The sequence below is a fragment of the uncultured Thiodictyon sp. genome (assembly GCF_903946935.1).
GTDB lineage: Bacteria > Pseudomonadota > Gammaproteobacteria > Chromatiales > Chromatiaceae > Thiodictyon.
Genome location: NZ_CAJAXH010000282.1, coordinates 1 through 11,551 on the forward strand (window position 1 = coordinate 1; position 11,551 = coordinate 11,551).

Consider the following 11,551-nt stretch of genomic DNA (forward strand, 5'->3'; position numbering starts at 1 on the left):
AAATCTCAGGTCTTCGATTTGCGTGGGAAGCAAAGGCAGCACAACCGTTTCGGTCTCGGATAACATAGATGCACTTGGTGGGTCGATCTGTTGGGAACATTGCTATTCTAGCAGGGAAACTATTATATGGAAATCGCCTAAATCAAGAAAAACCACAGCCTCCAACCAAGTTGCCAGGTCCATGAGCCGCCCAGTCTCAACGTGCGTGCGTATCTGCTTGGCGGCCCCGCGGCCCGATTCCCCGTAGGCCGCCAACATCCCCTTGGGATTGATATGGACGACATGCGTGAATAGTAGCGCATTCTGCCTGCGGCGCTCGCAGGCGGCTTTGAGGCGCGCGGCGTCGAACTCGTTGGTAATCAGGGTGTAGGAAAAATTCTGCCCAGCCGATTCCAACCGAGCATACGCTTCAAAGTCACTCAGGAACTGTTCTTCACGATCCGCACGGATACTCCATTTAGCGCTAATCAGGTTTCGTTGTCTTGGGCCGATGATGGCGAGATCGACCTTCTTGATCTTTTCGTTCGGTGCCGGTGCGTGGAAACCCGGCAGTTCATGCAGAACAGCGCGGTTGCGAATCTCATGGCGAGTGGTGTCGGTCAGGCGGGAGACAACCGCGGCAATGACATCTTCGAATCCTTCGCCGACAAGATTTCGTCTTTTGTTCTCCTGGCTCAGGTGCGCATGAATGCGCCGCGTCAGTTTACGCAGCTCGTCGTCGGGTGGCCGTCGATCCATCCATGGGGCCAGCATGTCTCGAATGATTCCCACCAAATCGGGATCCTCGCCCGGCTCAGGGAAGCCTCTGCCGGCGTAAGGCGCGCGTTGCTTCTCATAGGCCTCGCTACGGGAGGCCAGGGCCTGACTCGCGAGGTCGCCGATGGCTTCCCGAAATAGCCAATCGATAGTGTCGCCCAGTTCGGCAGGCGCCAAACCGAGAGCGGTCGCCAACCAATCGTGAAAGGCAAGGCTACGCTCATACCAGGCCCGGCCAGGCTGGGCCTTATCCGACTCATAGCAGTGGGCGAGTGCGGTAGTGCGATCGATCCAGAGCAAGAGTCGGTACACGTGGCGCCAGGCGTCTTGCGGCGTGATTGCATCATTCGCATCGAAATATCGCTTCAGAAGGCGTGCGCGATTCTCCGCTCCGAATACCCGTTCGATCGTCTCACGCTCGTTGCGTTGGTCGGGTATGCTCATGGTCGACGTGTCACAACGGCAGTGGCAGATTAAGCCCGTCAAGCCGGTCGGACAGTGCATCCCTGGCCATGGCGGAAGGTTCGATGAGAACGGCGTTCAGGCCAAGCTCGACCGCCACTTGTCCCGTGGTGCCGCTACCGGCAAAGGGGTCCAGAATGGTATCGCCGGGTCTCGTGGTAGGAAGCAACATTTGTCTGACCAGAGACTGCGGCCACATCGCAACATGCCGATAGGGCGACGCCTCGGGATTGATTTGCCACAGGCCATCAGGACACTCGTCACTATCTGACATAACCTCAGCTGCGGTTTGCCATACCGATCCGCAATTTGCCCGATCCCCGCGTCGCACGCTGGAGCGTGCGGGGATGTCGATGGCTTTGCGATCAAAACGATAATCGGGCCGCTTAGAAAAGAGAAATAGAAATTCGTAGTTGCGGGACGGGCGATCCAGGGTCGGCTCGGGCATGGCATTACCCCGGGCCTGTTGGGTTTCGAGGTTGACCAGCGATTTTGCCCAGATGATGGTACGCCGGCAGATCCACTGTGGCCCAGGCGGGGCACCGACAAAGGTGCGGAACTCCGAATCGGTCATGGCAAGGTGAAAGCGAAATGGCACCCCCATCTCGGATTTGTGTCCGATATTGGGAACATAGTGCTTGAAAAACTCTGGCTGTTGACGCAACGATTCCGCGTAGCCTTTTCCGCCCGCGGCAAAGCGGCCTTTGGAACCGTCGGGGGCGTTGGTCGTGCCCTTCTTGCCTTGACGATTATTGTAGGTGTCTGCCAGGTTGACCCAGAGGCAGCCGTCGTCCTTCAGTACGCGCCACACTTGGTCAAAGACGTGGAGCAAATGGCGCACAAATTCATTGGGATGGGATTCATGTCCAAGTTCGCCTTCCCAGCCGTCCGGCCAGGTAGCGACAGTCCCGTAGCGTCGGAGCAAGTAAAAGGGTGGGGATGTGAGTGCGACCTGGACTAAATCGTCGGGTAGGCTTCGGAGGCCGGTCAGCGCATCGGTTTCGAGTAACTGAACGGAATCGGCTGTGGTCATCGGTATTTCAAGCACGTGCAAGTCCTGCGGCGATCAGGCTAGCAGTATACTCCTGCCTACTCCGTTCCAGGTCGGCGCGTAACCCTCCGCCAAGCCCGAGGCCCCGCCGATGCTTTCCATGTTAGCTCCTCGTTTCTTGAACTACTCCGGATAAGCGACCTCAAGCCGCCCGTCGAGCCACGCCTGCACCGGTTCCACGCCAGCCTGCTCCATGGCGGAGAAGGTCAGTACATCGACGCTGGCGGCCTGGTGGCCGGCTGACTTGCCGGCGAGTCGCGCGGCCTCGGTTTCCACCGCCCGCGCGGTGGCGAGCAGGGCGCCGCGCTTGAGCTTGTCGGCCTTGGTGAGTAGCAACAGGATCGGCAGATTGGCGCGGCGGCCCCAGGCGAGCATCTGCCGATCATAGTCGGCCAGCGGGTGGCGGCAGTCCATGACGATGACCAGCCCGGAGAGGGATTGACGGCGCTCCAGATAGGTCGCCATGTGCGCCTGCCATTCCAGTTTGATCGCCTCGGAGACCCGGGCATAGCCATAGCCCGGCAGGTCCACCAGACGGCGCTGATCATCGAGGTTGAAAAAGATCAGCAATTGGGTGCGACCTGGGGTCTTGCTGGTGCGGGCGAGTGAGCGCTGATGACAGATAGCGTTGATGGCGCTGGATTTTCCGGCATTGGAGCGGCCGGCGAAGGCAACCTCGTGCCCCTCATCCGGGGGCGCCTGGTCGATACGGGTCGCGGCGGTGAGGAAGCGCGCACCCTGATAAAATGAATTCATTAATAACCTAAGTTCAACAATGACGCGAAGGCATCAGATAGGTAGTCGATCGCGCAGGCGCCCGGCCCATGACTTTTGCTTGATCTCGGCCTTGGCCCCAACGTCGATGAAGCACTCGACATACTGCTGATCGCTCCACATGATGTGATCGGTGAGCCAACTCTTGAGAAAGTGCATCAGCTCGAAACCGATGGTGCTCTTGCCGGCATCCACCTTCTGCTGCAACTCAGTCACGCCCCGGATCAGTTCCTGGTGTTCGGCCCGGTGCGCTTCATAGCCCGGGTAGTCGATGATGCGCATCAGCCCCTCCTCGGCCGCGAAGTGGACCCGCGTATACTCGGCGAGTTGCGCGAGCACGTCGCGCACTACGTCAGCGCTCTGACGGGTCTGGATCGCCTCGTGCATATCGTTAACCAAGCCAACCAGCTGCTTGTGCTGATTGTCGATTTCGTCGATCCCCACGCTCAAGGCGTCGGACCATTCAATGAACTGTCCCATGCTGACCTCTTGGGACCATGCGGCGTAGCGTACCGACGCCGGGTTGCCCATCGATTCGTTAAGGGAGTCCTGCCTGGGTTTCCTCCGGTGTGCGCGACCATGGACCTGACTGACCGCCCGTCTTCTCGATCAGGCGCACGGTCGTGATGGTCATCCCGCGGTCCACCGCCTTGCACATGTCATAGACCGTCAAGAGGCCGATCTGGACGGCGCACAGCGCCTCCATCTCGACCCCCGTCTGCCCCCTGGTCTCGACCGTGGCCCGGCAGTATACCGCCGATTCCGCCGCGCGGGGTTCCAGCGCCACCTCGACCCGGCTCAACGCCAGCGGGTGACACAGGGGCACCAAGTCCGCGGTGCGCTTGGCGGCCATGATGCCGGCGATGCGTGCGATGCCCAGCACATCGCCCTTGCGGAGCCCGCCCTGCTCGATCAGCGCCAGGGTCTTGGGGTCCATGCGGATCAGGCCCTCGGCGACCGCCACGCGGCGGGTAGCGGGCTTGTCGCCCACATCCACCATGTGGGCCTCGCCCGCCGCGTTAAAGTGGGTCAGCACTAGAACGCCGGCTTCTCCGGTGCGTCCTCGAACATCTTCACGCTGGCCAGGATCTCCGCCTTGGCCTCATCCAGGCCTTTCCAGCCGCCGACGCGCACCCACTTGCCCTGGTCCAGGTCCTTGTAGTGTTCAAAAAAGTGCGCAATCTGCTCGAGCAGAAACATGGGCAGGTCGCGGAAGCTCTCGACGTGGTGATAGCCCTTGAAGAGCTTGTCGATCGGCACTGCCAGGATCTTGGCGTCGTCGCCGGACTCATCCGTCATGGTCAACACGCCGACCGGCCGGCACTTGATGACCGAGCCCGGGATCAGCGGATAGGGGGCCAGGACCAGCACGTCCACCGGGTCGCCGTCGAGCGACAGGGTGTGGGGGACATAGCCATAGTTGCAGGGGTAGTGCATGGCGGTGGACATGAAACGGTCCACGAACATGGCCCCGGTCTCCTTGTCCATCTCGTACTTCACCGGCTCGGCGTGGGAGGGGATCTCGATGATGACATTGATCTCGTTCGGCACATTGGCGCCGCGGGATACCTTGGATAAATCCATGACTGGACCTCGGGTGGGTTCTGAAGGAGGAAAAAAGGATGTCCAAAAAAGCAAAGGACCCTTGCGGGTCCTTACTCCAGGCGCCTGATGCGCCGATTGTAGTCCAGGAGACCGCCGAAAATCCCAATACCCGGGATTCACGGCGGCCGTCCGGACTCACTTCATCAAGGGAACGAGCAGCAGCGCCACGATGTTGATGATCTTGATCAGCGGGTTGATGGCCGGGCCGGCGGTGTCCTTGTAGGGGTCGCCGACGGTGTCGCCGGTGACTGCCGCCTTGTGGGTCTCCGAACCCTTGCCGCCGTAGTTGCCGTCCTCGATATACTTCTTGGCGTTGTCCCAGGCACCGCCGCCGGCGGTCATGGAGATGGCCACGAAGAGACCCGTGACGATGGTGCCGATCAGCATGCCGCCCAAGGCGATGGGGCCCAGGATCAGGCCGACCAGGATCGGCAACAGCACCGGCAGCAGGGACGGGATCAGCATCTCACGGATGGCGTCCTTGGTGAGCATATCCACCGCGCGGGAGTAATCCGGCTTCTGGGTGCCCTTCATGATGCCCGGCATTTCGCGGAACTGACGACGGACCTCGTTGACGATACCGCCGGCCGCACGTCCAACCGCCTCCATCGCCATGGCGCCGAACAGGTAAGGCACCATACCGCCGATGAACAGGCCAATGATGACCATGTGATTGTTCAGGCTGAAGTCCGGCGTACCGCCGAGCGCATGGGTGTAGTCGGCGAACAGGACCAGGGCGGCGAGACCGGCGGAGCCAATGGCATAGCCCTTGGTGACGGCCTTGGTGGTGTTACCCACCGCGTCCAGCGGATCGGTGATGCCGCGGATCTTCTCGTCCATCTTGGCCATCTCGGCGATGCCGCCGGCGTTGTCGGTGATCGGGCCATAGGCGTCGAGTGCAACGATGATGCCGGTCATGGAGAGCATGGCAGTGGCCGCAATGGCGATGCCATAGAGTCCGCCGAGCCAATGAGACAGCAGGATCGCCAGCGAGATGACCAGCACCGGGGCGGCGGTCGACTTCATGGAGACGCCCAGCCCGGCGATGATGTTGGTGGCATGACCGGTCTGTGAAGCCGCGGCGATATGACGCACCGGGGCGTACTCGGTGGCGGTGTAATACTCGGTAATCACCACCAGCGCGGCGGTGAGGCCCAGACCGACCAGGGCGGCCAGATACAGCGACACGTTGGCGCCAAAGGTGGGCAGCGGATGCACAATCATGGTCACCGGCAGGAAGGCCACCGCGGCGATACCGCCGGCCATGATCAGGCCCTTATAGAGGGCGTTCATGATCTTCTCGCCCTCGGTCGCCTTGACATAGAAGGTGCCGACGACGGAAGCGACGATGGACACGCCGCCCAGGACCAGCGGGTAGATGACCGCGCTGGTGTCTTTCACCAGGAGCCAGCCCAGCAGCATGGTGGCGACGGTGGTCACCGCATAAGTCTCGAAGAGGTCAGCGGCCATACCGGCGCAGTCGCCCACGTTGTCGCCCACGTTGTCGGCGATGACCGCCGGGTTGCGTGGGTCATCCTCGGGGATGCCGGCCTCGACCTTACCCACCAGGTCGGCGCCCACGTCGGCACCCTTGGTGAAGATACCGCCGCCCAACCGGGCGAAGATGGAGATCAGCGAACCGCCGAAGCCCAGACCGACCAGCGCGTGCAGGATCTGGTCCTGATCGCCGGCGGCACCGCCCAGCATGGCGTAATAGCCCGCAACACCCAAGAGCCCCAGACCTACGACCAGCAGACCGGTGATGGCACCGCCGCGGAACGCCACCTGCAGTGCCGCATCCAGACCGCCATGGGCGGCCTGCGCGGTACGCACATTGGAGCGCACCGAGATATACATCCCGATATAACCGGTGGCCCCGGAGAGCAGGGCGCCGATCAGGAAGCCGAACGCGGTCTGAAATCCCAGAAAGATCCAGATGAGGACGGCCAGCACGCCGCCGACCGCGGCAATCGTCGTGTATTGACGATTGAGATAGGCCTGAGCGCCCTCTTGAATGGCTGCGGCGATTTCGCGCATCCGCGCGTTACCGTCCGGCAACTTCAGAATCCATTGGACCGACCAGACGCCATAGCCGATGGCCACCAGGGCGCATAGGATGGCGAAACTCGTAGCGAATGACATGAAAGATTCCTCGATCGTTGTAAGAGTCAGCTAGGTATGGGTGGCGACTGCCGGGACGGCGGGACGGCCGACGCCATAGCAAATCGTTACCCGGTTCGAGACCGCAGGGGACTGCAACCCCCGGTTGGCAGTGCGACCCGTCCGATACCCCTCGCCATACCGCGAATCGCCCATGCCCAACGACAAGCCCAACGGCGCGCGTTGGGCTGCAACTGGGTGGGATCGACTCACGGGTCTGCTCGGGTTCATAGCGGGCCTTGTTGTAAAGAAAGCCGGGCGCAAGGCGGGGGGCCGGGGCGCCCCCTCCCGCCCCGCCGGGTCAGAGCGCGAAGTCGCCGAGCTTCCGGGGAACCGGGACGTTCTTCAGGGTGACGTAGCGGGGCAGGCCGTTTTCGTAAGGTGGATAGTCCTCCCCTTGAATGAGCGGATACAGATACTCGCGGCACTTGTCCGTAATGCCGTAGCCGTCGGCGGTGATGAAGTCCGCCGGCATGAACTTCTCCACATTCGCCACCTCCGACAATGGCGCATGGCCGATCTCCCACACATAGGGGGAAGATGACTTGCGCACCACGGTGGGCATGATGGCGTTATGGCCGGCGATGGCCAACTCCACCCCCGCCTGGCCCAGTGCATAGGCCTGTTCCACATCCGACTTGGACGCCAGATGCCGGGCGGCGCGCTGGAGATAGTCCGCCACCGCCCAGTGAAACTTGTAGCCGAAGGCGTCCTTGATCATGTTCGCGACCACCGGGGCGGCACCGCCCAATTGCGCATGACCGAAGGCGTCGCGGGTCCCCTGTTCGGCCAGGAAACGCCCGTCCGGGTAATGACAGCCCTCGGAGACGCACACGATGCCGAAGCCGTGCGCCTCGACCTTGGCCTTGACCGCGGCCAGGAACCGTTCCTGATCGAACTCGACCTCCGGGAACAGGGTCAGTACCGGCATGCCCTGATCGGCCACCAGGGCGCCGGCGGCGGCGATCCAGCCGGCGTGACGCCCCATCACCTCGATCACAAAGATCTTGGTGGAGGTGGCGCTCATGGAGCGCACATCGAACGCGGCCTCCAGTGTCGAGGTGGCGATGTATTTGGCCACCGAGCCGAAGCCCGGGCAGTTATCGGTAATCGGCAGGTCGTTGTCGACGGTCTTGGGGACGTGAATGGCCTGGACCGGATAACCCAGCGCCGCGGAGAGCTGGGAGACCTTGTAGCAGGTGTCGGCGGAGTCGCCGCCGCCGTTATAGAAGAAGTAGCCGATATTGTGGGCCTTGAAGACCTCGATCAAGCGGTCGTATTCACGCTTGTTGGCCTCCAGGCTCTTGAGCTTATAGCGGCAGGACCCAAAGGCGCCGGAGGGGGTGTAACGCAGTGCCGCGATATTCTCGGCCGACTCCAGGTTGGTGTCGATCAGGTCCTCGGTCAGTGCCCCGATGATGCCGTTGCGCCCGGCATAGACGTTGGCGATCTTATCGGGGTGGGCGCGGGCGGTTTCGATGACACCGCAGGCGGAGGCGTTGATCACCGAAGTGACGCCACCGGACTGTGCATAGAACGCATTCTTCGCGGTCATTGGTCTCCCCTCGTTCTTTCCGGTTTTAAACTGGTGCTGTGTCCCGAACATCGCGCCCCGCCAACCATGCTGTCGGGCGGAACTGCGCGCATTGGGTCACGGTCGGCGGATGGTCAACCGGGGCCGCGCGGCGGCCAGCGGCAACCGATGGAGGCCCACCCGCTGTCTCTTCTGGCCGTGTACCCGCCAGCCTTGCGGTGGCGCGGACCACGGGCCGACCGGGCCGCACGACACGCGGCAGCCCCCGGCAGCCCACAAGGCTACAGAAAATACCCGCGGGCTCCAAGTACTAAAATGAGTGAACCGTTAATAGATTGAATTGGCAGGCGAACCGGCCACCGGCGCGACTGGCTCGCCCGCCCCCTCGCAGCCAGCCCGCGCCAGGGGCGGCAGACCCGCGTTCAGACCCAGCGCCCGATCCATCAACAGGCGCTTGACCGGCCCCAGACGATCGGTAAGCGAGAGCCCGAGGCTGCGCACCGCCGCCACCGGCGCCAAGTCGGTGCCGAACAGCCGCTTGAGCCCATCCATGGCGGCGAGCATCGACAGATTGTCGCCGCGGCGGGCACGCTCGTAGCGGCGCAGGGTCGCCAGGCTGGCAAAGTCGCGGTGGCGCTCCCGGGCCGAGTCCAGGGTGGCGGCCAACTCGGCGGCATCCAGGAACCCGAGATTGACGCCCTGCCCCGCCAGCGGATGGACGGCATGGGCGGCGTCGCCGATCAGTGCCAGACCCGGCTCCACATAGCGTTGCGCGTGCGCCAGACGCAAGGACACCGCCGCCCGCGGGCTGTCCAGGCGCAGCCGCCCCAGACGGCCCTCGGTAGCCTCGGTGAGCGCATCGGAAAACGCCGCATCGTCCAGCGCCAGCAGTTCATCCGCCCGCGACCCGCTGGCCGACCAGACGATGGAACAGCGCCCGTCGGCCAGGGGCAACAGGGCCAGTGGACCCGTGGGGAGAAAACGCTGCCTGGCGGTCTCCTGGTGCCACTGCGCCGGGGCAATGGTGGCGACGATGGCCCGCTGGTCATAGTCCCAGCCGCGGGAGGGGATCTGCGCCAGTTCCCTGATCAGCGAATCTCGCCCATCCGCGCCCACCAGGAGGCGGGCACCCAGGGTACGACCGTCGGCCAGCACCAGGCGGGTGCCGTCCGGGGAGCGTTGCAGATCGGCGATGCTCGCCGGGCAGACCAAGTTAAGCTCGGGCCGCGTCTCCAGCCGCTCCCACAGGGCCAGTTGAATCGCCCGGTTCTCGACGATGTGACCCAGGTCGGGCTCGCCCAGGTCGGCCGCGTCGAAATGGATACTGCCCCCACCCACCGCGTCCCACACCCGCATCTGCCGATAGGGGCTGGCCCCCAGTTCGGCAATGCGCCCCCAGACGCCGAGTCGCTGGAGCAGGCGCTGACTGGCGCGCGACAGGGCCGAGACCCGCAGGTCGATCTCACCGGCCGGCCAGGTGCGCTGGGGGGGGCGCGCCTCCACCAGCGCGATGGTGAGCCCCTTGCCGGCGCAGGCCAGGGCAAAGGCGGCGCCGACCATGCCGCCACCGACCACGATCGCATCGAAGTCCTGGGATTGCCCGGGAACCGGGGGTGGAGCGGCCGGATTGGGTGAATGCACCGGCGCGCTCGCCGGGGTCGGCGCCGGGGTCGGGGTCAGACCCAGGGGCAGCCCCCGGGCCAGGCGCGGCGTGCGCCCGGGCTGTCCCATGAAGCGCCGGGCGAGCCGTCGACGGGCGGGGGGCAGCAGGTCCAGACCCAGTAGCGCGGCATTGCGCGCCAACCGCAGCGGCGCCCAGGACGGGATGAAGACCCGGGCCAGGGTATCGGTGAGCGCGGCCGTCGACTGCTGGTCGCGCCCGCGCCACGCCTGGTAGGCGGCGAGCACCGTCGGCGTACCCGGGTCCGCGCCGTCGGCGGCGGCCTGGGCCAACACCTCCGCCAGGGCGGCCACGTCGCGCAGCCCCAGGTTGAACCCCTGGCCGGAAACCGGGTGGAGCGTATGGGCGGCATTGCCGATCAACACCAGACGCGGGTACACGGTTTCGCGGGTGAGCAGGAGCCGCAGCGGATAGGCATGCCGCGTCGCCGCCTGTCCCAGCCCCCCGAGCCGATAGCCGAAGCGCTCCTGCAACCGGGCCAGGAAGGCGTCGTCCGGCAAGGCCAGGAGCCCCGCCGTCTCGTCCTCCCGGCAGGTCCAGACCACGGACCAGCGCCCGGCGGTCATCGGCAGCATGGCCAGCGGCCCGGTGTCGGTGAAGCGCTCGAAGGCCCAGCCCAACCGGGGCCGATCCGGGGTCACGGTGGCGATCAGCGCGTCATGCCCGTAGGGGCGCTCCTCCACCGCGATCCCCTGGGCGCGCCGCACCGCCGAGTCGCCCCCGTCGGCCGCGACCACCAGGCGGGTCCGCAGCTCAATGGCGCCGTCGCGGCCCTGGATCCGGACTGACACCGCGTCCGCCTGCACCTCCAGGCCGACCAGACGGGCCGGGCACAGCAGCTCGACCCCGGGGGCCGCGGCCAGGGCCGGGCGGATGGCCGCCCCCAGCGCCCGGGCGGGTGCGACATAGCCCAGGGCCGGCACCGCGAGCTCCGCCGGGTCGAGCCGGGCGAAGCCACAGGCGCCGCGCTCGCCGACATGGATCCGGCGGATCGGCTCGGCCTCCGGGGCGATGGCGCCCCACAGGCCGCTGGCCTCCAGGATGCGGCGGCTGCCCCAGGACAGGGCCAGCACCCGCTCGTCATAGCTCGGCTGGAGCGCCGCGTCCGCCGCCACCGCCTCGACCAGGGCGATCCGCAGCCCGGTGTGCGCCAGGGCGCAGGCCAGCGAGCCGCCGATCGCCCCGCCGCCGATAATGACTAGATCGTATTGCTGCATGGTTGCCCCGGCTTGCCGAAGAGAGAAATTCGTCCGCAAATGAACGCCAATGAACGCAAATGGGAATCGACCTGCCGTTGCGGACGGGCGACTCGCGTGGGGCGCCCCACTTTATCCTAGGAAGCCATCGCGACGCACAGGCTCCCTCCCCTGGCCTCACTGCCATTTAGTTAGTGCCTGGCAGCAAACCGTAAAAAATCAATCAGCGCAATCTGTTATAATCTGACCCTAAGATCGAAGTTGGCCCGGCGCCGACTTCGATGGGGCTCGATAAAATCGGCAACCAACTGATTTTATTAAGCCGACATGTA

The 11,551-nt window shown here is 64.5% G+C and carries 9 protein-coding genes and 1 pseudogene; all 10 read right to left on the reverse strand.

Annotated features, from left to right (window positions below; all coding sequences use genetic code 11):
• Nucleotides 1–102: 102 nt before the first annotated feature.
• Nucleotides 103–1,200 (reverse strand): hypothetical protein, encoded by a 1,098-nt coding sequence (locus tag QZX93_RS24635; protein WP_295386504.1) that lies wholly within the window; start codon nt 1,198–1,200, stop codon nt 103–105.
• Between the two features lie 10 nt (nt 1,201–1,210).
• Complete coding sequence (locus tag QZX93_RS24640; RefSeq protein WP_295386506.1) at nt 1,211–2,251, reverse strand: site-specific DNA-methyltransferase; 1,041 nt, start codon at nt 2,249–2,251, stop codon at nt 1,211–1,213.
• 141 nt (nt 2,252–2,392) lie between these two features.
• A complete protein-coding gene (gene yihA / locus QZX93_RS24645; protein WP_295386509.1) occupies nt 2,393–3,025 on the reverse strand; it encodes a ribosome biogenesis GTP-binding protein YihA/YsxC in 633 nt (210 codons plus the stop codon).
• Between the two features lie 33 nt (nt 3,026–3,058).
• Nucleotides 3,059–3,523: a bacteriohemerythrin gene (locus QZX93_RS24650; RefSeq protein WP_295386512.1), complete on the reverse strand. Its 465-nt coding sequence runs from the start codon at nt 3,521–3,523 to the stop codon at nt 3,059–3,061.
• Between the two features lie 58 nt (nt 3,524–3,581).
• The gene (moaC, locus tag QZX93_RS24655) at nt 3,582–4,079 is read right to left on the reverse strand and encodes a cyclic pyranopterin monophosphate synthase MoaC (RefSeq protein ID WP_295386515.1); all 498 of its coding nucleotides are present in this window, start codon (nt 4,077–4,079) and stop codon (nt 3,582–3,584) included.
• Complete coding sequence (ppa, locus tag QZX93_RS24660; protein ID WP_295386518.1) at nt 4,079–4,627, reverse strand: inorganic diphosphatase; 549 nt, start codon at nt 4,625–4,627, stop codon at nt 4,079–4,081. The genes moaC and ppa overlap by 1 nt, the downstream gene beginning before the upstream one ends.
• A 156-nt stretch (nt 4,628–4,783) precedes the next feature.
• Complete coding sequence (locus QZX93_RS24665; protein WP_295386521.1) at nt 4,784–6,790, reverse strand: sodium-translocating pyrophosphatase; 2,007 nt, start codon at nt 6,788–6,790, stop codon at nt 4,784–4,786.
• A 319-nt stretch (nt 6,791–7,109) separates the two neighbouring features.
• A complete protein-coding gene (locus tag QZX93_RS24670; RefSeq protein WP_295386524.1) occupies nt 7,110–8,363 on the reverse strand; it encodes a 6-phosphofructokinase in 1,254 nt (417 codons plus the stop codon).
• A gap of 306 nt (nt 8,364–8,669) precedes the next feature.
• Nucleotides 8,670–9,920 (reverse strand): UbiH/UbiF/VisC/COQ6 family ubiquinone biosynthesis hydroxylase, encoded by a 1,251-nt coding sequence (locus tag QZX93_RS24675; protein ID WP_295386526.1) that lies wholly within the window; start codon nt 9,918–9,920, stop codon nt 8,670–8,672.
• A gap of 156 nt (nt 9,921–10,076) precedes the next feature.
• A pseudogene (gene ubiH, locus QZX93_RS24680) lies at nt 10,077–11,240 on the reverse strand (2-octaprenyl-6-methoxyphenyl hydroxylase); the annotation flags it as partial.
• Nucleotides 11,241–11,551: the final 311 nt, after the last annotated feature.

What these genes read in the sequence shown, in the direction of transcription:
- QZX93_RS24665 (WP_295386521.1), bottom strand. Translation starts at nt 6,790, where the DNA reads ATGTCATTCGCTACGAGTTTCGCCATCCTATGCGCCCTGGTGGCCATC.
- QZX93_RS24635 (WP_295386504.1), bottom strand. Translation starts at nt 1,200, where the DNA reads ATGAGCATACCCGACCAACGCAACGAGCGTGAGACGATCGAACGGGTA.
- QZX93_RS24670 (WP_295386524.1), bottom strand. Translation starts at nt 8,363, where the DNA reads ATGACCGCGAAGAATGCGTTCTATGCACAGTCCGGTGGCGTCACTTCG.
- QZX93_RS24640 (WP_295386506.1), bottom strand. Translation starts at nt 2,251, where the DNA reads ATGACCACAGCCGATTCCGTTCAGTTACTCGAAACCGATGCGCTGACC.
- ppa (WP_295386518.1), bottom strand. Translation starts at nt 4,627, where the DNA reads ATGGATTTATCCAAGGTATCCCGCGGCGCCAATGTGCCGAACGAGATC.
- yihA (WP_295386509.1), bottom strand. Translation starts at nt 3,025, where the DNA reads ATGAATTCATTTTATCAGGGTGCGCGCTTCCTCACCGCCGCGACCCGT.
- QZX93_RS24650 (WP_295386512.1), bottom strand. Translation starts at nt 3,523, where the DNA reads ATGGGACAGTTCATTGAATGGTCCGACGCCTTGAGCGTGGGGATCGAC.